At 68.3% G+C, this 20,291-nt stretch carries 17 protein-coding genes and 1 other RNA gene; 14 read left to right on the forward strand and 4 right to left on the reverse strand.

Features of this window, described 5'->3' with window-relative positions; all coding sequences use genetic code 11:
• Nucleotides 1–9: 9 nt before the first annotated feature.
• The gene (gene mraZ / locus MIC98_RS15650; protein ID WP_057640638.1) at nt 10–456 is read right to left on the reverse strand and encodes a division/cell wall cluster transcriptional repressor MraZ; all 447 of its coding nucleotides are present in this window, start codon (nt 454–456) and stop codon (nt 10–12) included.
• A gap of 318 nt (nt 457–774) precedes the next feature.
• On the opposite strand from mraZ, the gene MIC98_RS15655 reads away from it, so the two are divergent.
• On the forward strand, nt 775–1,608 hold the full coding sequence (locus MIC98_RS15655; RefSeq protein ID WP_239737783.1) for an NRDE family protein: 834 nt from the start codon (nt 775–777) through the stop codon (nt 1,606–1,608).
• 118 nt (nt 1,609–1,726) lie between these two features.
• On the opposite strand, the gene rnpB is transcribed toward MIC98_RS15655, so the two are convergent.
• Both rnpB and rsmI read right to left on the reverse strand, forming a co-directional pair.
• An RNA gene (gene rnpB / locus MIC98_RS15660) (RNase P RNA component class A) lies at nt 1,727–2,078 on the reverse strand.
• A 68-nt stretch (nt 2,079–2,146) separates the two neighbouring features.
• Entirely contained in the window at nt 2,147–2,971 is an 825-nt protein-coding gene (gene rsmI / locus MIC98_RS15665; protein ID WP_239737784.1) for a 16S rRNA (cytidine(1402)-2'-O)-methyltransferase, read from the reverse strand.
• Nucleotides 2,972–3,052: 81 nt separating this feature from the next.
• Between rsmI and MIC98_RS15670 the strand changes: the two genes are divergently transcribed.
• The 12 genes from MIC98_RS15670 to gdhA all read left to right on the forward strand — a co-directional run bounded on the left by MIC98_RS15670 (nt 3,053) and on the right by gdhA (nt 17,758).
• A complete protein-coding gene (locus MIC98_RS15670) occupies nt 3,053–4,780 on the forward strand; it encodes a penicillin-binding protein activator (RefSeq protein ID WP_239737785.1) in 1,728 nt (575 codons plus the stop codon).
• Entirely contained in the window at nt 4,770–5,144 is a 375-nt protein-coding gene (locus MIC98_RS15675) for a YraN family protein (protein WP_239737786.1), read from the forward strand. The genes MIC98_RS15670 and MIC98_RS15675 overlap by 11 nt, the downstream gene beginning before the upstream one ends.
• 4 nt (nt 5,145–5,148) lie before the next feature.
• Nucleotides 5,149–6,528, forward strand: coding sequence for an FAD-linked oxidase C-terminal domain-containing protein (locus MIC98_RS15680; protein ID WP_239737787.1), 1,380 nt, complete (start codon nt 5,149–5,151; stop codon nt 6,526–6,528).
• 621 nt (nt 6,529–7,149) lie between these two features.
• Complete coding sequence (ilvC, locus tag MIC98_RS15685) at nt 7,150–8,124, forward strand: ketol-acid reductoisomerase (RefSeq protein ID WP_239737788.1); 975 nt, start codon at nt 7,150–7,152, stop codon at nt 8,122–8,124.
• Between the two features lie 39 nt (nt 8,125–8,163).
• The gene (gene ilvG / locus MIC98_RS15690; protein ID WP_239737789.1) at nt 8,164–9,891 is read left to right on the forward strand and encodes an acetolactate synthase 2 catalytic subunit; all 1,728 of its coding nucleotides are present in this window, start codon (nt 8,164–8,166) and stop codon (nt 9,889–9,891) included.
• Nucleotides 9,875–10,123, forward strand: coding sequence for an ACT domain-containing protein (locus MIC98_RS15695; protein WP_057640627.1), 249 nt, complete (start codon nt 9,875–9,877; stop codon nt 10,121–10,123). Before ilvG ends, MIC98_RS15695 begins: the two co-directional genes overlap by 17 nt.
• 231 nt (nt 10,124–10,354) lie before the next feature.
• Nucleotides 10,355–11,452 carry a threonine dehydratase gene (locus tag MIC98_RS15700; RefSeq protein ID WP_239737790.1) on the forward strand — a complete coding sequence of 366 codons (1,098 nt, stop codon included), beginning with the start codon at nt 10,355–10,357 and terminating at the stop codon, nt 11,450–11,452.
• On the forward strand, nt 11,449–13,002 hold the full coding sequence (locus tag MIC98_RS15705) for a 2-isopropylmalate synthase (protein ID WP_239737791.1): 1,554 nt from the start codon (nt 11,449–11,451) through the stop codon (nt 13,000–13,002). Before MIC98_RS15700 ends, MIC98_RS15705 begins: the two co-directional genes overlap by 4 nt.
• A 36-nt stretch (nt 13,003–13,038) precedes the next feature.
• On the forward strand, nt 13,039–14,457 hold the full coding sequence (leuC, locus tag MIC98_RS15710; RefSeq protein ID WP_239737792.1) for a 3-isopropylmalate dehydratase large subunit: 1,419 nt from the start codon (nt 13,039–13,041) through the stop codon (nt 14,455–14,457).
• Nucleotides 14,457–15,035, forward strand: coding sequence for a 3-isopropylmalate dehydratase small subunit (leuD, locus tag MIC98_RS15715; RefSeq protein WP_239737793.1), 579 nt, complete (start codon nt 14,457–14,459; stop codon nt 15,033–15,035). Before leuC ends, leuD begins: the two co-directional genes overlap by 1 nt.
• 236 nt (nt 15,036–15,271) lie before the next feature.
• On the forward strand, nt 15,272–16,333 hold the full coding sequence (gene leuB, locus MIC98_RS15720; RefSeq protein WP_239737794.1) for a 3-isopropylmalate dehydrogenase: 1,062 nt from the start codon (nt 15,272–15,274) through the stop codon (nt 16,331–16,333).
• Between the two features lie 81 nt (nt 16,334–16,414).
• A complete protein-coding gene (gdhA, locus tag MIC98_RS15725) occupies nt 16,415–17,758 on the forward strand; it encodes an NADP-specific glutamate dehydrogenase (RefSeq protein WP_239737795.1) in 1,344 nt (447 codons plus the stop codon).
• A 237-nt stretch (nt 17,759–17,995) separates the two neighbouring features.
• Here gdhA and MIC98_RS15730 read toward each other — a convergent pair.
• A protein-coding gene (locus MIC98_RS15730) for an IS3 family transposase (RefSeq protein ID WP_239738024.1) occupies nt 17,996–19,107 on the reverse strand; the annotation gives its coding sequence in 2 pieces (ribosomal slippage) (nt 17,996–18,912 and nt 18,912–19,107; 1,113 coding nt in all).
• 243 nt (nt 19,108–19,350) lie between these two features.
• On the opposite strand from MIC98_RS15730, the gene MIC98_RS15735 reads away from it, so the two are divergent.
• Nucleotides 19,351–20,007, forward strand: a complete 657-nt coding sequence (locus MIC98_RS15735; protein WP_239738210.1) for a glutathione S-transferase family protein — start codon at nt 19,351–19,353, stop codon at nt 20,005–20,007.
• Nucleotides 20,008–20,291: the final 284 nt, after the last annotated feature.

Here is a 20,291-nt window from a genome sequence, read left to right on the forward strand (position 1 = left end):
CACCCCGGCTCACAACTTCAGGTCGAGCAGCCCATCGCCCAGATCCCCATCAGACAACGTCTGCTGGATCAACGCGCGATGCGCTTGCTCGCTCCATAGTTCGAACTTGTCGCCCATGCCCATCAGCACCGCCTTCTTCTCGATGCCGACCGCGTTGCGGTGGCTGGACGGCAGGCTGATGCGGCCGTTGCCATCCAGTTCCAGATGGGCGGCCGAGCCGACGAGCTTCTGCTGCAGGGTGCGCACCACGCGCTGCGTGTTGGGCTTGGCCATCACCTCGTCGCGCACCCGCTCCCATTCCTTTTCGGCGTACAGCCACAGGCAACCGGCTTCGAACGGGTTGTAGGTCAGCACCAGGCGGTTGCCACAGGCACGCGCGACCAGGTCGCGATGGGCGGTGGGCACCGCCATGCGTCCCTTGTCGTCAACCGTGATGGCCGTCTCACCCTGAAACACGCCGCGTCCTACCCGTCTGTCATTCCGCCTGGGCGGTCATTGAACCACGAAAAACCACGAATAACCCGGTTTTCCCTCCGATGCCCACATTAGCAGTGGCAAAGGGCTTGTCAACAACTTTCGGGACGCAAAATCGCCAGACGCATCAATGGCTTGCGCCAATCTTTAGAGAATTGTTCAAGGTTTATCCACAAGTCGCTGTTTCGTCTCAAATTTTGAGATTGAGGTGAAGTTCAGGCGCGTAGAGACGGCGTGAAGACCACGCTGCCATTCAGCCGGCCGTGGCCGCCGCTTGCGCGAAAAGGCACACTGGAGCGCATGTGTCTGGTCGCCCTTGCCTGGAAAACCCACCCCCGTTGGCGCCTGCTGATGGCCGGCAACCGCGACGAATTCCACGCCCGCCCCACCACCGCCCTCGCCCGCTGGCCGGCGCCGCAGGCGGGCGTCGTCGCCGGGCGCGACCTGCGCTCGGGCGGCACCTGGATGGGCATCAACGATGCCGGCCACGCGGCCGTGCTCACCAACGTGCGCGACCCGACCGCCGCCACCGGCGGCCCATCGCGCGGCGCACTGGTCGCCGATTTCCTCGCCGGCACGATCCCGGCGGCCACCCGCATCGACGCATTGGCCGGGAATGCCGGCGATTTCGCCCCGTTCAACCTGCTGCTGGCCGATGCCGAAGGCTGCCACCACCTCGGCAACCATCCAGCGACGCGACAGGCGCTGGCGCCGGGTGTGCACGGCATGTCCAACGGCGCACTGGATGCACCGTGGCCGAAGACCCGCCGGCTGATGGCCGCCCTCGAGCACTGGCTGGCGCAGGACGACCCGGCGCTGGACGGATTGTGGACCGCGCTGTCCGACGAATGGCGTCCGGCCGACTCCGACCTGCCCGCCACCGGCATCCCGCTGGAAGTGGAGCGGCACCTGTCGGCCGCCTTCATCCGCGGCGAGGACTACGGCACCCGCGCCAGCACGATCCTCGCGCTCGACCATGCCGGCCACGGCTTCATCGTCGAGCGCCGCTTCGGCCCGCAGGGCGTGTTCAACGGCGAAACACGGATAGAACTGCAGGAGCGCACCAGGGTGCGCTCCTGCAACGATGCGAAGCGAGCCTCGGAAAACCCTCTGGAGAAAAGCCCCCTTTGGTAAAGGGGGCGCGCCGACAGGCGCGGGAATTCGGCAGAAAATGGAGCGGGACCCAATCTTTTGTACCGCCGCTCCGGCGGTACAAAAGATTGGGCGCCTTTTCGGGCGTTGCCCGAAAAGGCGGCGAAGCCGGCCTGTAAGCCGGGTTCTGTCGTGGACAGTCATTCTTCTAGGCGCCGCGTCACCGCGACGCTCGAGCAACCTACCCGGATCCGACGCGGGCCACGTCATGGGATCCCTATTTGGTCTTGCTCCAGGTGGGGTTTGCCGTGCCGGTCCGTTGCCGGACTCGCGGTGCGCTCTTACCGCACCATTTCACCCTTACCGGCCTTCCGAAGAAGACGTAGGCGGTATCTTTCTGTTGCACTTTCCGTCGGCTCGCGCCGCCCAGGCGTTACCTGGCACCTTGCCCTGTGGAGCCCGGACTTTCCTCGGCGCTCCCGAAGGAACGACGCGACTGTCCGGCCGACTCCGCCGCGCGCATTGTACGGGGTAATGCCTGCTTGGCGGGCTTTACCTCGACAATCCGCAGGTCAAGGCGTCAGCCTCCATACAAGGCCTTGCGCGGCGCGCCGCTCAACTCGGCCGCCAGCTTGGCCGCGGTCGAAGGCGGCAGGTGTTCGTGGAGCCTGGCGTACAGGCGGCGGCCCTCGGCGATCTTCGCCTCCCCGTCGTCGCCGGCGCCCTGCACCATCACCACGAACTCGCCCTTGCGCTGGTTGTCGTCGGCCTCCACCGCCGCACGCAGTTGCGCCAGGGTGCCGTCGAGCACGGTCTCGAACAGCTTGGTCAGTTCGCGCGCGACCGCCGCCGGGCGCTCGCCGCCGAACGCGGCGGCCATGTCCGCCAACGACTCGACGATGCGGTGCGAGGATTCGTAGAACACCAGCGTGCCGGTCTCGCCGGCCAACCGTTGCAGGCGCTCGCGGCGCGCGGCGGCCTTGGCCGGCAGGAAGCCCTCGAACACGAAGCGGTCGCTCGGCAGGCCGGCCACGCTCAATGCCGCGATCGCCGCGCAGGCACCCGGCACCGGCCTGACCCTCACCCCCGCCGCGCGCGCGGCGCGCACCAGCCGGAAGCCGGGGTCGCTGACCAGCGGGGTGCCGGCGTCGCTGACCAGCGCCAGCGATTCGCCGCCCAGCAGGCGCGCCACCACGCGCTCGGCCATCGCCTCCTCGTTGTGGTCGTGCAGCGCCACCAGCGGCTTGCCGATGCCGAAGTGCGACAGCAGCTGGCCGGTGTGGCGGGTGTCCTCGGCGCAGATCGCCGCCACCGAACGCAACACCTCCTGCGCGCGCGGGCTCAGGTCGGCAAGGTTGCCGATCGGCGTGGCAACGACATACAGGGTGGCGGCAGGGGCGGGCATCATCGGCTTTTCCGTGGGCAAGGGTAGAATCCTACCGTCTCCTCCACCCCGCGCCGCCGCATGCCGTTGAATGGACTTCGAATGAACAAGCCCGCCGCACGGATCACCACCCTGTCACTGTCGCTGCTGCTGTTGGCCGGCTGCGCCACCACCGGCATGGCGCCCACCGCATCGCCGGGCCAGCAGGCGGCCATCGCCCTGCTCGACCAGGGCAAGCCGCGCGAGGCGGCGCAGCAACTGGAAGCCGAGGCAGCGCTGGCGCGTGGCGCGCAGCGTGCGCAACTGCTGGCCGACGCCGCCTTCGCCTGGCACGAGGCCGGCGACGATGCGCGCGCGCGCATGCTGCTGGCGCAGGTGCAGGCCCGCCAGCTGGCCGGCGCCAGCCAGCAGCGCCATGCCCTTTTGGTCGCGGAACTGGCCCTGGCCGACAAGCAGTTGGGCACCCTCCTGCAGACACTGGGCGGCCAGCCCGATCAATTGCCGGCAGCCCTGCAGGCGCGCTGGTACCTGGCACGCGCGCAGGCACAGGAAACCGCCGGTGATGCCTTCGCCACCGCCGGCGAGCGTGCACGCGCCAACCCGCTGCTGTCCGGCAGTGCCCGCGCCGACAACCAGCGCGCCATCGTCCGCCTGCTGGCCAGCCTCGACGACGCCACCCTCACCCGGCGCAGCGCGGCGCTGCCGGTGGGCGACCCGCTCTACAACCATGCAGGCCGTGCCCTGATCGGCCGCGGCCTGCCGCTGCCGCGCCCGTTCGACCGCGATGCCGCCTGGCAGATGGACACCGGCAAGCGCCCGCCGGCCGAGGCCGACGGCTACCGGCCGCCGCTGAAGATGGCGGTGCTGCTGCCGCTGTCCGGCAGCCTCGCCACCGCCGCCGCGCCGGTGCGCGACGGCCTGCTGACCGGCTACTACGCCGAGTATCGCCGCCGCCCGCAGCTCGACTTCATCGATACCCGCGGCACCCCGGCCGGCGCCGGCGCCGCCTACGACAAGGCGGTGGCCGACGGCGCCGACTTCGTGGTCGGGCCGCTGGGCCGCGACGAGGTCGACGCGCTGTTCGCCCGCGACCAGTTGCAGGTTCCGGTGCTGGCGCTGAACCGCGGCAAGGACACCCCACCGCCGGGCAGCGCCGGTTTCTCGCTGGCGCCGGAGGACGACGGCATCATGGCCGCCGAATACCTGCTGGCGCGCGAGCGCGGCAACGTGCTGGTGATCGTCAGCAACGACGACACCGGCCGCCGCGCCGCGGCCGCCTTCGGCGAGCGCTTCGCCCAGCGCGGCGGCAAGGTGGCGGCCAGCATCGGCATCGGCGACGCCCCGGCCGACATCGGCGCGCAGCTGCGCCAGGCCGGCACGGTGGATTCGGTGTTCCTGGCGGTCAAGGGCCCGCAGGCGCGGATGCTGACGCCGCAGCTGGCGCTGGCCGGGCTCGCCGGCACCACCCGCGTGGGCACCTCGCAACTGGTTTCCGGCACCGGCAAGGCCGAGGAGGACATGCCGCTGGACGGCATCGCCTTCCCGAGCGAGGCATGGACCACCCGTGGTACCGCCGGCCTGCCTGCCGCCAGCGAACTGGCCGCCACCCTGCCGACCGCCCGCGGCGCCGCCGCGCGCCTGTTCGCCTTCGGCTTCGACGCCTGGAAGATTTCCGCCTATCTGGAAAAGCTGGCCAACAGCAGCGGTGGCAGCGGCCTGGCCGGGGCCACCGGCACCCTGCACCTGGATGGCTTCGGCAACGTGCTGCGCACCCCGGCATGGTCCACCTTCCGTGGTGGCCAGCCGGTGCCGATCGGTGATGGTCGCTGAGCAGGCCGACCGTGGCGCGGCGGTCGAGGCCGCCGCGCGCCGCCATCTGGAAAGCGCCGGCCTGCGCTGGCTGGCCGGCAACGTCCGCTACCGCGGCGGCGAGCTCGACCTGGTGATGTTCGACCCGGCGGCCGGCAGCCTCGTGTTCGTGGAAGTGCGCTACCGTCGCCATGCCATGTTCGGCGGCGGCGCGGCCTCGGTGGATGCCGGCAAGCGCCGCAGGTTGCTGCTGGCCGCACAGCTCTATCTATCCGCGCACCCGCAACATGCGCAGTCGCCCTGCCGCTTTGACGTGGTCGAGGCCAGTGGCGAACCGCCGCGATTGAACTGGCTGCGCGATGCATTCCGTGCCGACGACTGCTGATGCGATGAACCCGCTGCCCACCGCCTTCACCGATGAACTGTCGCGGCTGCTCGGCGAGCACTGGCGCACCGACGCCGCCGCATTGGCCGCGCACGCGCAGGACAACTCCTGGCGCCACGCGCTGCCGCAGGGCGTAGCGCTGCCTTCGAGCCGCGAACAGGTGCAGGCCATCGTCCGTGCGTGCCGCGCACACGGCGTGGCGCTGGTCGGGCGCGGCGCGGGCACCGGCACCACCGGCGCGGCGGTGCCCAGCGCCGGCGGCATCGTCCTGTCGTTCGCGCGCATGGACCGCATCCTCGCCATCCGCCCCGGCGACCGCTGCGCGGTGGTCGAGCCGGGCGTGTTGAACGGCGACCTGCAACAGGCCTTGATGCCGCACGGCCTGTTCTGGCCGCCGGACCCGTCCAGCTTCGAGATCTGCAGCATCGGCGGCAACCTCGCCACCAACGCCGGCGGCCCGCGCGCGGTGAAATACGGCACCAGCCGCGACAACGTGCTCGGGCTGGTGGCCGTCACCGGCGCGGGCGAGATCATCGAATGCGGTGGGCCGTGGACCAAGGACGCCACCGGCTACGACCTCACCCACCTGATCGTCGGCAGCGAGGGCACGCTGGCGTTGATCGTCGAGGCCACGTTGAAGCTGGCGCCACGCCCGCGCGCGCAGGCCGGCCTGCGCGTGCTCTACCGCGACGCCGAAAGCGCGGCGGCAGCGGTGTCGCGGGTGATGGCCCAGCCGGCCACACCGACCACGCTGGAATTCATGGATGCGCGCAGCCTGGCGCTGCTGCGCCGCAATGGCGCACAGGTGCCCGAGGCCGGGGCGATGCTGCTGATCGACGCCGATGGCGACGAGGACACCCTGCCCAACGTGCTGCACGCACTGGCGCAGGCGGCCGAGGGCGATGGCCTGCTGGCGCTGGACGTGGCGATGGACGGCAGCGCGCGCGAAAAACTGTGGGCGGCGCGGCGCGCGTTGTCACCGGCGCTGAAGAGCATCGCGCCGGGCAAGATCAACGAGGACGTCGTGGTGCCGGTGTCGCGCATTCCCGAACTGGTGGCCGGGGTGCAGGCGCTGTCGGCGAAGTTCGACCTGCCCATCGTCACCTTCGGCCATGCCGGCAACGGCAACCTGCACATCAACATCCTCTACCACCCGGACGACGCAGGCGAAAACGCGTGCGCGCATGCGGCGTTGCCGGAAGTGTTCGCGCTGGCGCTGGCGCTGGGCGGCACACTGTCCGGCGAACACGGCATCGGCCTGGCCAAGCGCGACTTCATGGCACGGGCCTTCACCCCGGCCACGCTGGCGGCGATGCGCGCGATCAAGCAGGCGCTCGATCCCGACGGCATCCTCAACCCCGGCAAGGTGCTGCCGCCGTCGTAGGAGCGACGTGAGTCGCGATCTTGGTGTTGCCGGGAAAGCCTCATCGCGACTCGCGTCGCTCCCACAAAAACCTGCCGGAACCGCGCAATCGGCCGCTCCCCTCCTTCGTCGCCACGCTGTTGCCGCATCGTTTTCAACGGCAACCATGCTGCCGTGGCGGGCATTCGCGCCGCATTGCGGCATGGCGCTCCGCGCATCCAGCGCACAAGGCTTGACAGCGGCAAAAGTCGCATGTTTATCTCGAACCCATGCTGCAACGCCACACCGCCACCGTCCACCTGTCGCCGAGCCCGGCTCCCGCCGCGGCCTCGCTGCTTGTACTCGTGCTTATTACCGGGCCCACAGGTGCGGGACGAGCTGGCGCGTAGTCGAAAAAAGCCAGTTTCGATCAAGAACCCCGCACCGGCCCCGGTGCGGGGTTTTTCGTTTCCAGCATCTATTTCAACTGAAACCATGTCCATCGCCACTACCGCCAAACAGAAAACCACCGCCTGCGATGCACCGCGCACCGCAGCGGCCCGCGTCCATTGCCCGCCTCCCCCGACGGCCGCCGCGTCCTGACGCGACGGCCGTTTCTTTCTTCACCGCACCCTTTCTCTTCATCGCAAGGAACCAAGCCCCATGAGCACCAACGACCTGCCCCAGATCAAGATCGCCGTCATCGGTTACGGCAGCCAAGGCCGCGCCCATGCGCTGAACCTGCGTGAATCCGGTTTCGACGTCACCGTCGGCCTGCGCCCGGGTGGCCCGACCGAAGCCAAGGCACAGGCCGATGGCTTCACCGTCAAGGCGCCCGCCGAGGCGGTCAAGGACGCCGACCTGGTCGCGGTGCTGACCCCGGACATGGTCCAGCAGAAGCTCTACGACGAAGTGCTGGCGCCGAACATGAAGCAGGGCGCGTGCCTGCTGTTCGCCCACGGCCTGAACGTGCACTACGGCATGATCACCCCGCGCGTGGACCTGGACGTGGTGCTGGTCGCGCCGAAGGGCCCGGGCGCGCTGGTACGCCGCGAATACGAGATCGGCCGCGGCGTGCCGTGCATCTGGGCGGTCTACCAGGACAAGAGCGGCAAGGCCGAGCAGTACGCGCTGGCCTATGCCGCCGGCCTGGGCGGCGCGCGCGCCAACCTGATCCAGACCACCTTCAAGGAAGAAACCGAAACCGACCTGTTCGGCGAGCAGGCGGTGCTGTGCGGCGGCGCCTCGTCGCTGGTGCAGGCCGGCTTCGAGACGCTGGTGGAAGCCGGCTACCAGCCGGAGATCGCCTACTACGAAGTGCTGCACGAGCTGAAGCTGATCGTCGACCTGTTCTACGAAGGCGGCATCAGCCGCATGCTGGAGTTCGTCTCCGAGACCGCGCAGTACGGCGACTACGTCAGCGGCCCGCGGGTGATCGACGCTGGTACCAAGGCGCGCATGAAGGACGTGCTCAAGGACATCCAGGACGGCACCTTCACCCGCAACTGGGTGGCCGAGTACAACGCCGGCCTGCCGAACTACAACAAGTTCAAGCAGGCCGACCTGGAGCACCCGATCGAGAAGGTGGGCAAGGAGCTGCGCGCCAAGATGGTCTGGCTGCAAGCCCAGAACGCGTAAACCCGCGGTCCCCCACCCGCAACAGGCAAAGGTCGCTGCATGAACACTCCCGTCCACGGCGCGCCACGCAACGGCGCACGCTGGTTGACGCAGGCCCTGGAGGCCGAAGGCGTGCAGACGCTGTTCGGCTATCCGGGCGGCACCATCATGCCGTTCTACGACGCATTGGTGGATTCCACCCTCAAGCACATCCTGGTGCGCCACGAGCAGGGCGCGGCGCTGGCCGCCAACGGCTACGCCCGCGCCAGCGGCAAGGTCGGCGTATGCGTGGCCACCTCCGGCCCCGGCGCGTCGAACCTGGTCACCGGCATCGCCGACGCGATGCTCGACTCGGTGCCGATGGTGTGCATCACCGGCCAGGTCGCCACGCCGCTGCTGGGCACCGATGCGTTCCAGGAGCTGGACGTGTTCGGCATGATGATGCCGATCGTCAAGCACAGTTGGTTGGTGCGCAGCGTCGACGAGCTGCCACGGGTGCTGGCCGAGGCGTTCCGCGTCGCCCGCGAGGGCCGCCCCGGCCCGGTGCTGATCGACCTGCCCAAGGACGTGCAGCTGGCCGATGCCTCGCACCTGCCCGACCACGTGCCGGCCACGGTCGAGCCGGTGCCGGCGCCGGACGCACAGCGGCTGGCCGAGGCGGTGGCGATGATTGCCACGGCCGAGAAGCCGGTGATCTACGGCGGCGGCGGCATTGCCCTGGCCGAGGCGGTGGGCGAGTTCCGCCAGTTCGTCGAGGCCAGCGGCATCCCCACCGTGCTGACCCTGCGCGGGCTGGGCGCGCTGCCGGCCAACCACCCGCAATACCTGGGCATGCTGGGCATGCACGGCACCCGCGCCGCCAACATGGCGGTGCAGGAATCGGACCTGCTGATCGTGGTCGGCGCGCGCTTCGACGACCGCGCCACCGGCAAGCTGGCCGAGTTCGCACCGTTCGCGCGCGTCATCCACCTGGATGCCGATGCGTATGAAATCTCCAAGCTGCGCGGTGCCGACATCGCCATTCCCGGCAACGTCAAAACCGGTCTGCAGGCGCTGAGCAAGGTGCGTGGGAACTGCAACAGCTGGCGCGCGCGCTGCGCGGCCAACCGCGAGAAGTTCGCCGCGCGCTACGACGCACCGGGCAAGGACATCTATGCCCCGGCGCTGCTCAAGCGGCTGAGCGAGATCGCCCCGCCGGACACCGTGATCACCTGCGACGTCGGCCAGCACCAGATGTGGGTGGCGCAACACTGCCGCTTCAACCACCCGCGCAACCACCTGACCAGCGGCGCGCTGGGCACGATGGGCTTCGGCCTGCCGGCGGCGATGGGCGCGCAGTTCGCCTGCCCCGAGCGCACCGTGGTGCTGGTCTCCGGCGATGGCAGCTTCATGATGAACGTGCAGGAGCTGGCGACCATCGCCCGCTGCCGGCTGCCAGTGAAGATCGTGCTGCTGGACAACTCCTCGCTGGGCATGGTCCGGCAGTGGCAGGAGCTGTTCTTCGCCGAGCGCTACAGCGAGATCGACCTGTCCGACAACCCGGATTTCGCCGCGCTGGTGCAGGTGTTCGGCATCCCCGCCACGCACATCACCCAGCGCGCGGAAGTGGAGGACGCGCTGGCCGCGCTGTTGGACACCCCCGGCCCGGCGCTGCTGCACGTGGGCATCGACGCCCGCGCCAACGTGTGGCCGCTGGTGCCGCCGAACAACGCCAACAGCACCATGCTGGACAGCAACCCCGCCCATGCCCGGGCGACGCAGGAGAACCCCAATGCAATACCGGCTTGAGCTGGTGCTGAAGCCCGCCGAAGGCGCGCTGCTGCGCGTGCTGGGCATGGTCGAGCGCCGCGGCTTCTTCCCGCACAACATCGACGGCAGGCGCAGCGCCGACGGCTGGCGCGTGCGCATGGAGATTTCCGGCCAGCGTCCGCCGGAGACGCTGCGGCACCAGTTGGAGAAGGTCTATGACTGCGAATCGGTGCGGGTGGTGGAGCTGGACGATGCCGGGGTGACGGCATGAACTCTGAAGTAGCTGTAGCGCTGCCCTTCCCTTCTCCCATCGGGAGAAGGTGCCCCGTAGGGGCGGATGAGGGGCGATGGAGTCCCGATGGTTCAGGCATACGGACTCCGTTTACCCCTCACCCCAACCCCTCTCCCGCAGGGAGAGGGGCTCGTTCACGGAGGCGTCTTCTTCGACGCCACACGACGCCCCTCCATTCCCCGTTCCCTGTTCCCCGTTCCCGGCCGCTCCATGCCTGACCGCGGCCGTTCCACCGCCGATGCCGACAGCGCGGGCGACGTAAACGTCAGCGTCGCCGACGTATTGGCCGCGCAGGCGCGGCTGCGCCGTTTCCTGCCGCCGACGCCGCTGCACTACGCCGAACGCTTCGGCACTTGGCTCAAGCTCGAAAACCTGCAACGTACCGGCTCCTACAAGGTGCGCGGCGCATTGAACGCGATGCTGGCGGCGCTGGAGCGCGGCGACGAGCGCCCGGTGATCTGCGCCTCGGCCGGCAACCACGCGCAGGGCGTGGCGTGGGCCGCGTACCGGCTGGGCGTGCAGGCCATCACGGTGATGCCGCATGGCGCGCCGGCCACCAAGATCGCCGGCGTGCAGCACTGGGGCGCCACCGTGCGCCAGCACGGCAGCAGCTACGACGAGGCCTACGCCTTCGCCCGCGAGCTGGCCGGGCAGAACGGCTACCGCTTCCTGTCCGCGTTCGACGACCCCGACGTGATCGCCGGGCAGGGCACGCTGGGCATCGAGATCGCCCCGCACGCGCCGGACGTGGTGATCGTGCCGATCGGCGGCGGCGGCCTGGCGTCCGGCGTGGCGTTGGCGCTGAAATCGCAGGGCGTTCGCATCATCGGCGCGCAGGTCGAGGGCGTGGATTCGATGGCGCGCGCGATCAAGGGCGACGTGCGCGAGATCGCGCCGGTGGCGACCCTGGCCGACGGCGTCAAGGTCAAGATCCCCGGCTTCATCACCCGCCGGCTGTGCGCCAGCCTGCTCGACGACGTGGTCATCGTGCGCGAGGCCGAGCTGCGCGAGACGCTGGTGCGGCTGGCGCTGGAGGAACACGTCATCGCCGAGGGCGCCGGCGCGCTGGCACTGGCCGCCGGTCGCCGCGTGGCCGGCAAGCGCAAGTGCGCGGTGGTGTCCGGCGGCAACATCGACGCCGCCGTGCTCGCCACCCTGCTCTCCGAAGTCCGCCCCAGCCCCCCGCGCAAACCACGACGGCGCAACCCCGAACGACTCCGCAGCCGCGTCGCCGGCAGCGCGGCGCGCGCGCCCCGAACCGAACCTTCCAACATCATCGCTACCGCCGTCGAGGAGACCCTCTGGTGAATACTCCAACCATCAACACCCCGCGAATTACCATCTTCGACACCACCCTGCGCGACGGCGAGCAATCCCCCGGCTGCAGCATGACCCCGCCGCAGAAGCTGGTGATGGCACGCGCGCTGGCCGAGCTGGGCGTGGATGTCATCGAAACCGGCTTCCCGGCCAGCTCGCAGTCCGACCGCGAGGCGATGGCGCTGATCGGCCGCGAGCTGCGCGAACCGGTGCTGGCGGTGCTGTCGCGCTGCCTGCCGGGCGACATCGAGACCTCGGTCAAGGCGCTGGAAGCGGCGGCGAAACCGCGCCTGCACGTGTTCCTGTCCACCAGCCCGCTGCACCGCGAGCACAAGCTGCGCATGAACAAGGAGCAGGTGCTGGAGTCGGTGCACAAGCATGTGAGCATGGCGCGCGGCTACATCGACGACGTCGAGTTCTCCGCCGAGGACGCCACCCGCACCGAGCTGGATTTCCTCACCGAAGTGGCGCAGGTCGCCATCGCCGCCGGCGCGCGCACCATCAACCTGCCGGACACCGTCGGCTTCACCACCCCGGAGGAGATCCGCGCGATGTTCCAGCACGTGATCGCCAATGCCGCCGGTACCGACAAGGTGGTGTTCAGCACCCATTGCCACAACGACCTGGGTCTGGCCGTGGCCAACTCGCTGGCCGCCATCGAGGGCGGCGCGCGGCAGGTGGAAGGCTCGATGAATGGCATCGGCGAGCGCGCCGGCAACTGTGCGCTGGAGGAGATCGCGATGGTGCTGAAGGTGCGCAACGCCTTCTACAACTTCGATACCGGTTTCGACACCCGCCGCATCGTGCCGACCTCGCAGCTGCTGCAGCGGCTGGTGGGCATGCCGGTGCAACGCAACAAGGCCATCGTCGGCGCCAATGCCTTCGCCCACGAATCGGGCATCCACCAGCACGGCATGCTGCGCAACCGCAACACCTACGAAATCATGCATCCGCAGGACGTGGGCTGGGCCGACACGCAGATGGTGCTGGGCCGCCACAGCGGCCGCGCCGCGGTCGAGGCACGCCTGCGCGCGCTGGGCTACTGGCTGGAGGAGGAAGAACTGAAGCTGGTGTTCGAGCAGTTCAAGAACGTGTGCGAACAGCAGCGGGTGGTCACCGACGCCGACCTGCAGGCACTGATGCAGGGCACCTCCGGCAACGATGGCTACCGGCTGGCGTCGATGACCATCAGCGACGTCGGCAGCCGCGCCAACGCGCTGGTCGAGCTGTCCGACCCGGAAGGCAACCGCGTGGCCGAGACCGCGCAGGGCGACGGCCCGGTCGACGCGCTGTTCGCCGCGCTGTCGGCCGCCACCGGCATCCAGCTGACCCTGGACAGCTACCACGTGCACAGCGTCGGCATCGGCGCCGACGCGCGCGGTGAGGCCAACCTCAGCGTGCGCCACGAGGGCGAGATACTGGAAGGCACCGGCACCAGCCGCGACATCATCGAGGCCAGCGCGCTGGCCTGGCTGGACGTCACCAACCGCCTGCTGCGCCAGCGCGAAGGCGTGGACAACGAGGAAGCCGTCAGCGCCTGAGCGCGGCGGCCGGCACAGGCAACGGAACCGAACACGATGAGCTCTGCACCCAAGACCCTGTACGACAAACTGTGGGACGCCCACGTCGTCGTCCCCGAAAGCGACAGCGCGCCGGCCGTGCTGTACATCGACCTGCACCTGATCCACGAGGTCACCTCGCCGCAGGCCTTCACCGAACTGCGCGAACGCGGCCTGAAGCCGCGCCGCCCGGACCGCACCAAGGCGACGATGGACCACTCCACGCCGACCCTGCCGGCCGGCGCCGACGGCAAGCTGCCGTATGCGAGCAAGGCGTCGGAAGCGCAGGTCGAGATGCTGGCGAAGAACTGCGCCGAATACGGCATCGAGCTGTTCGACATGGCCTCGAGCAGCCGCGGTATCGTCCACGTCATCGCCCCGGAGCAGGGCTTCACCCAGCCGGGCATGACGATTGTTTGTGGCGACAGCCACACCTCCACCCACGGCGCGTTCGGTGCGCTGGCGTTCGGCATCGGCACCAGCGAGGTCGGCCACGTGCTGGCTACGCAATGCCTGCTGCAACGCAAGGCCAAGACCATGTCGATCACCGTCGATGGCGCATTGGCGCCGGGCGTCGGCGCCAAGGACGTGGTGCTGCACATCATCGGCGTGATCGGCGTCAACGGCGGCACCGGCCACGTCATCGAGTTCCGCGGCTCGGCGATCCGTGCGATGGACATGGAGCAGCGCATGACCCTGTGCAACATGTCGATCGAGGCCGGCGCCCGCGCCGGCATGGTCGCGCCAGACCAGATCACCTTCGACTGGGTGGCAAAGACCCCGCGCGGCCCCAAGGGCACCGACTTCGACAAGACCGTCGGTTACTGGAAGACCTTGAACAGTGACGAAGGCGCGCGCTTCGACGTGGAGGTGCGCATCGACGCCGCCGACATCCGCCCGACCCTGACCTGGGGCACGCACCCGGGCACCGCGATTGCGGTGGATGCGCCGATCCCCGCCGCCAACGACGCCGCCGCGCAGAAGGGGCTGGACTACATGAAGCTCGAGGCCGGTCACGCGTTGGCCGGCACGCCGGTCGACGTGGTGTTCGTCGGTTCCTGCACCAACGGCCGTCTCAGCGACATGCGCGACGTGGCGACGGTGCTGCGCGGCCGCCGCGTCGCCGCGGGCGTGCGCATGCTGGTGGTACCGGGCTCGGAGATCGTCAAGCGCGAGGCCGAGGCCGAGGGCATCCACGAGATCGTGCGCGCCGCCGGCGCCGAGTGGCGCGAACCGGGTTGCTCGATGTGCATCGCGATGAACGGTGACCTGGTCGCACCGGGACAGCTGGCGGTAAGCACCAGCAACCGCAATTTCGAGGGCCGCCAGGGGCCGGGCTCGCGCACCCTGCTGGCCTCGCCACTGAGCGCCGCATGGGCCGCGGTGAACGGCCATGTCGCCGACGTGCGCGAACTGTTCAACAAGGAGGTGGCGTGATGGCCGGTTTCCGTACCCTGAGCTCGCGCAGCGTGGTGCTGCGCCGGACCAACATCGATACCGACCAGATCATCCCGGCGCGCTTCCTGTCCACCACCGAGCGCGCGGGGCTGGGCCGCAACGCCTTCAACGACTGGCGCTGGCAGGCCGACGGCTCGCCGAACCCGGAGTTCGCCTTCAACCAGCCGCACAACGCCGGCCGCAGCATCCTGCTGGCCGGACGCAACTTCGGCTGCGGCTCCTCGCGCGAGCATGCGCCGTGGGCGCTGACCGACCTGGGCCTGCGCGCCATCGTCAGCAGCGAGATCGCCGACATCTTCCGTGGCAACTCGCTGAAGAACGGGCTGCTGCCGATCGTGCTGGACGAGGACGACGTGCAGGAACTGATGCAGAACCCGGACGACGAGCTGACCATCGACGTCGCCGCACGCGAACTGCGCACGCCTGCCGGCAAGGTGTATTCCTTCCCGCTGGATGGCTTCTCGCAGACCTGCCTGCTGGAAGGCGTGGACCAGCTCGGCTGGTTGCTGGGGCGCGTGCCGGAGATCGAGCGCTACGAGGCTTCACACGCGGCGTGACCTGCCTTTCCCTTCTCCCCTCGGGAGACAGCTTGGCAGGATTGCCAAGCTGCACGGCGAAGCCGCCCGAAGGGTGAGGCACAGGGATGTGCCGAATGCAGGTGCCCGAAGGGCGGATGAGGGGCGAACGAAGTCCATGATGGCTAGTCATCCGGACTCCATTGCCCCTCACCCCAACCCCTCTCCCGAAGGGAGAGGGGCTTCAAATAGCAAAAACAAAACCACTGGAAGACCCCATGCAAGCCAACATCGTCGTACTGCCGGGTGACGGCATCGGCCCGGAAATCACCGCCGTCGCCGTCGAGGTACTCAAGGCCGTCGCCACCCGCTTCGGCCACGACTTCAGCTTCAGCGAGCACGACATCGGCGGCATCGCCATCGACAACCACGGCGAGCCGCTGCCGGCCACCACGCTGGACGCCTGCGCCAAGGCCGACGCCGTGCTGCTCGGCGCGGTCGGTGGCCCCAAGTGGTCCGATCCCAACGCCAAGGTGCGCCCGGAACAGGGCCTGCTCGCGATCCGCAAGGCGCTGGGCCTGTTCGCCAACCTGCGCCCGGTGCGCACCCACCCGGCCGCGCTGCATGCCTCGCCGATCAAGCCGGAACTGCTCAGGGACGTGGATTTCATCGTCGTGCGCGAACTGACCGGCGGCATCTACTTCGGCGACAAGACCCGCGACGCGCAAAGCGCCAGCGACCTGTGCCGCTACACCTCCGCGGAGATCGAGCGCGTGCTGCGCAGCGCCTTCAGGCTCGCGCAGCAGCGCCGCGGCAAGCTGACCTCGGTGGACAAGGCCAACGTACTGGAAACCTCGCGGCTGTGGCGCGACGTCGCCGCGCGCATCGGCCGCGAGGAATTCCCCGACGTCGAACTGGAACACCAGCTGGTCGATTCCATGGCCATGCACCTGATCGCCAAGCCGCGCACCTACGACGTGATCGTCACCGAGAACATGTTCGGCGACATCCTCACCGACGAGGCCTCGATGCTGGCCGGCTCGCTGGGCCTGCTGCCGTCCGCCTCGTTGGGTGAGGAAGGCAAGGTCGGTATCTATGAGCCGATCCACGGCTCGGCCCCGGACATCGCCGGCAAGGGCATCGCCAATCCCTACGCCACCCTCCTCAGCGCGGCGATGCTGCTGCGCCACTCGCTGGGGCTGGAAGCCGAAGCTGCCACCATCGAGCAAGCCGTCGCCCGCGCCCTCGACGATGGCCTGTTCACCGCCGACCTCGCCACGCAGGGGCAGGCACTTTCCACGCGACAAGCGGCACAGGCGGTTCTTGATCGCCTGCGATGACTTCCATGACGCGGCCAATGGCCGCGTTCTTGTTTCGATTGTCCCTTCCTTGTCCCACTTTCCCATCCAGAGGTAGCGCCCTTGAACCACCGCAGCCCCGATGACTTCCTGGCCTATGTCGCCAGCCGCGATGCGCACCAGCCCGAGTTCCTGCAGGCGGTCAAGGAAGTCACCCACAGTCTCTGGCCGTTCCTGCAACGGCATCCGCATTACACCCGGCATGGCCTGCTCGAACGCCTCGTCGAACCGGAACGGGTCATCCAGTTCCGCGTGGCCTGGGCCGATGACAGCGGCCGCGCCCACGTCAACCGCGCCTGGCGCGTGCAGCACAGCTCGGCGATCGGCCCGTTCAAGGGCGGCATGCGCTTCCACCCCTCGGTGAACCTGTCGATCCTGAAGTTCCTGGCCTTCGAGCAGACCTTCAAGAACGCCCTGACCACGCTGCCGATGGGCGGCGGCAAGGGCGGCTCGGACTTCGACCCCAAGGGCAAGAGCGACGGCGAGGTGATGCGCTTCTGCCAGGCGCTGATGCTGGAGTTGTACCGCCACCTCGGCCCGGACACCGACGTGCCGGCCGGCGACATCGGCGTGGGCGCGCGCGAGGTCGGCTTCATGGCCGGCATGATGAAGAAGCTCAGCAACGACGCGGCCTGCGTGTTCACCGGCAAGGGCATCGCCTACGGCGGCAGCCTGATGCGCCCGGAAGCCACCGGTTACGGCACCGTGTATTTCGTCGAGCAGATGCTGCACCACGCCCGCCGCGAAACCCACGGCGCGAAGGTGCTGATCTCCGGCTCCGGCAACGTCGCCCAGTTCGCCGCGCTCAAGGCCGCCGAACTCGGCGCGCAGGTGCTGACCTTCTCCGACTCTGGCGGCACCCTGTTCGCCCCCGATGGCTTCGACGAGCAGGCCATGCAGGAAGTGATGGCGCTGAAGAACGAGCGCCGCGGCCGCCTCGCCGAACTGGCCGACGACAAGCGCTTCGACTACCTCGAAGGCCACCGCCCGTGGCACATCCCGGCCGACATCGCCCTGCCCTGCGCCACCCAGAACGAACTGGACGGCGAGGACGCCCGCACCCTGGTCCACAACGGCGTGCTGTGCGTGGCCGAGGGCGCCAACATGCCCTCCACGCTGGAAGCGGTGGACGTGTTCCTGCAGGCCGGCACCCTGTACGCCCCCGGCAAGGCCAGCAACGCCGGCGGCGTGGCCACCTCCGGGCTGGAAATGAGCCAGAACGCATTGCGCCTGTCCTGGCGCCACGCCGACGTCGACGAACGACTGCACGTGATCATGAAGGAGATCCACGCCAATTGCGTGCAGCATGGCGTGCGCGCCGATGGCAGCGTCAACTATGTCGATGGCGCGAATATCGCCGGATTCGTCAAGGTGGCCGACGCGATGCTGGCTCAGGGGCTGTACTGAGGATGTCCCGTCCCTTCTTCCGCGCGGAGGAAGGGACATCGCCGGTATCCACCCCAATCGGCCCGACACCTTGGCCTGACACCACCCTTCCAGGCGCATGAACGTCTGCGACGTGCCGGATGACTTGGGGGCAACCAGTTGAGCGCGGACATGCGGCGCTTGCCCGCAGGCGCCGCGCCACGCATGCCCCCTGCCGGATCCGTGCCCAGCGGATGACCTCGCCGCCACCCGAGGGTTCTACCCCGAAATCACGGACGGTTGTGAAAGAGCTTGGAACTCCCGATCGCGCCTGGCGACTCTTCGCCGCATCCTCGGGTTATGGAACCGCTCGACGTATTCGAACACATCAGTCTTCGCTGCATCGAGTGTCAGGTACTTCGTGCGGTAGATCCGCTCGCGCTTGAGCACGCCGAAAAACCCTTCGCAGGCCGCGTTGTCGCCGCAGTGTCCCACCGCGCTCATCGAACAGACCAGGCCGTTTCTCGACAGATACCGCTGGTAGTCGCCGCTTCGGAATTGACTGCCGCGATCGGAATGCAGGATCACCGGCTCCGCGCCTTGCCGCTGCCATACCGCCATCTGCACCGCCCGGATCACCATGTGCCGGTCCTGCCTGTGGTGCATCGACCAACCCACCACGCGCTGGTCGAACAAATCCAGCACGATGCATAGATACAGCTTGCCTTGTCCTGTTTTGATCTCAGTGATGTCGGTGACCCATTTGGTCTCCGGCTCCAGTGCGGTGAAGTCCCGCTCCAGCAGGTTGCGCACGCCCGGAGGCGTGAGCGCCGGCCGTCCGCGCTGACCGCGCCGCTTCGGGCGCGGCCAGCCCTGCAAACCCTCGGCCGCCATCAGTCGCGCCACGCGGTTCAAGCTGGCCGACTCGCCCTGATCGACCAGGTCTTCGTGCATGCGACCGGCGCCGAGAGTGCCACGGCTGTCCTCGTGCATCTCGCGGATTCGCGCGGCCAGGCGCTGGTTGTCGCGCTGTCGGGCGCTGGGCAGTCGCTGGCTCCAGTCGTAGTAACCGCTGGCCGACACCTTCAGGCAGCGGCACATCAGTCGAACCGGAAACGCGTCGCGGCAACGTTCGATCACCTGATACCTCAGGATGATCCCTTGGCAAAGAACGTCGCCGCTTCTCGCAAAAAATCCCGTTCCTTCCTCACCCGGGCCAGCTCGCGCTTGAGGCGGGCCAGCTCTTCGTCCCGGGGCGTCCCGCTGCCGCCGAAAGCCACCACCCCCTGGCTCTGGGCTTCCCGCTTCCAGCGGGTCAACAGGGTGTCGCGGATCCCCAACTCCCGAGCCACTTGGGCACAGCTCACACCCGGCTGGCTGGCCTGCTCAATAGCACCGCGCTTGAACTCGGCGCTGAACTTCCTTCACTTCGACATGAACACTCCTCAGGCCTCGATCGGCCTTCTCGTAAGTGTCCGTGAAAACGGGGGTGAACCCCGATGCTGGTGCTGCGCCCCGGAAAAATGATCTTCATGTCATGTCGATTCCATGCCTCCTCGTTCGTCTGGTTGATGGAGCAGGCCAATTCGGATGTTGCGGCCTGCACTCCAACCCGACCCAACCGGAGGATATCCATGACAATCACCATTACCGCCTTCGAAAAATCCCCCGATGGCGGCAAGGGGCTGGCGCGGGACATGCGCGTTCGCTGGGCGTTGGAAGAGGTGAACCAGCCGTACCAGGTTCGCCCCGTTTCGTTCCAGGCGATGAAGAAACCCGCGCATCTCGGCATTCAGCCCTTTGGCCAGATTCCGACCTACGAAGAGGGTGATCTCGTATTGTTCGAGAGTGGCGCGATCGTCCTTCATATCGCCGGGTGCCACCCGGGTCTGCTGCCGAAGGATGTCGATGCCCGGGCACGCGCCATCACATGGATGTTTGCCGCGCTCGGCACGGTAGAGCCTCCCATATTTGAACTTGCAACAGCCAAGTTCCTCGAGGTGGAAAAGCCCTGGAGCAAGGAGCGCCTGCCCTTGATCCAGGATCGCATCCGCAATCGACTGAAGCAGCTATCCGCCTGGTTGGGTGGTACCGATTGGCTTGATGGTCCGTTCAGTGCAGGCGATCTGATGATGGTCCACGTGCTGCAGAGATTGAAACCCTCCGGCCTTCTCGATGAATTCCGGAATCTGGCCGATTACGTCGCCCGCGGGGAGGCACGGCCCGCATACAAGCGGGCTTTCGCCGCTCAATTGGCCGCCAACAGCCCTGCCCGGAATGCCCGGGCCTGACCGCATGCCGCGGCCGATCTCCATCCCGCTGCATCATCTACCGGCACCCGGCCCCAGGCGGCAAGCCGCACCACTCACGCATCGAGGATCATCCGATGAAACATCCATCCCTGGCCCCCGATCAGATCACCTTGCTGGGTACTGCGGATGACGTAGCCCTTGCAACCAGCGAGGTCATCCGGAAATTTCATGACGCATTCGACCATCACGATCCCGGGGCCATGAAGGACCTGGTGTCAGACGATTGCGTGATCGAGAATACGAACCCCGCCCTGGACGGAGCC

Origin of the sequence: Stenotrophomonas sp. NLF4-10 (assembly GCF_022359915.1) — a bacterium.
GTDB classification, from domain to species: domain Bacteria; phylum Pseudomonadota; class Gammaproteobacteria; order Xanthomonadales; family Xanthomonadaceae; genus Stenotrophomonas; species Stenotrophomonas daejeonensis.

What these genes read in the sequence shown, in the direction of transcription:
- MIC98_RS15680 (WP_239737787.1), top strand. Translation starts at nt 5,149, where the DNA reads ATGAACCCGCTGCCCACCGCCTTCACCGATGAACTGTCGCGGCTGCTC.
- MIC98_RS15655 (WP_239737783.1), top strand. Translation starts at nt 775, where the DNA reads ATGTGTCTGGTCGCCCTTGCCTGGAAAACCCACCCCCGTTGGCGCCTG.
- MIC98_RS15675 (WP_239737786.1), top strand. Translation starts at nt 4,770, where the DNA reads ATGGTCGCTGAGCAGGCCGACCGTGGCGCGGCGGTCGAGGCCGCCGCG.
- MIC98_RS15670 (WP_239737785.1), top strand. Translation starts at nt 3,053, where the DNA reads ATGAACAAGCCCGCCGCACGGATCACCACCCTGTCACTGTCGCTGCTG.
- ilvC (WP_239737788.1), top strand. Translation starts at nt 7,150, where the DNA reads ATGAGCACCAACGACCTGCCCCAGATCAAGATCGCCGTCATCGGTTAC.
- MIC98_RS15735 (WP_239738210.1), top strand. Translation starts at nt 19,351, where the DNA reads ATGACAATCACCATTACCGCCTTCGAAAAATCCCCCGATGGCGGCAAG.
- MIC98_RS15695 (WP_057640627.1), top strand. Translation starts at nt 9,875, where the DNA reads ATGCAATACCGGCTTGAGCTGGTGCTGAAGCCCGCCGAAGGCGCGCTG.
- ilvG (WP_239737789.1), top strand. Translation starts at nt 8,164, where the DNA reads ATGAACACTCCCGTCCACGGCGCGCCACGCAACGGCGCACGCTGGTTG.
- MIC98_RS15700 (WP_239737790.1), top strand. Translation starts at nt 10,355, where the DNA reads ATGCCTGACCGCGGCCGTTCCACCGCCGATGCCGACAGCGCGGGCGAC.
- rsmI (WP_239737784.1), bottom strand. Translation starts at nt 2,971, where the DNA reads ATGCCCGCCCCTGCCGCCACCCTGTATGTCGTTGCCACGCCGATCGGC.
- leuC (WP_239737792.1), top strand. Translation starts at nt 13,039, where the DNA reads ATGAGCTCTGCACCCAAGACCCTGTACGACAAACTGTGGGACGCCCAC.
- leuB (WP_239737794.1), top strand. Translation starts at nt 15,272, where the DNA reads ATGCAAGCCAACATCGTCGTACTGCCGGGTGACGGCATCGGCCCGGAA.
- leuD (WP_239737793.1), top strand. Translation starts at nt 14,457, where the DNA reads ATGGCCGGTTTCCGTACCCTGAGCTCGCGCAGCGTGGTGCTGCGCCGG.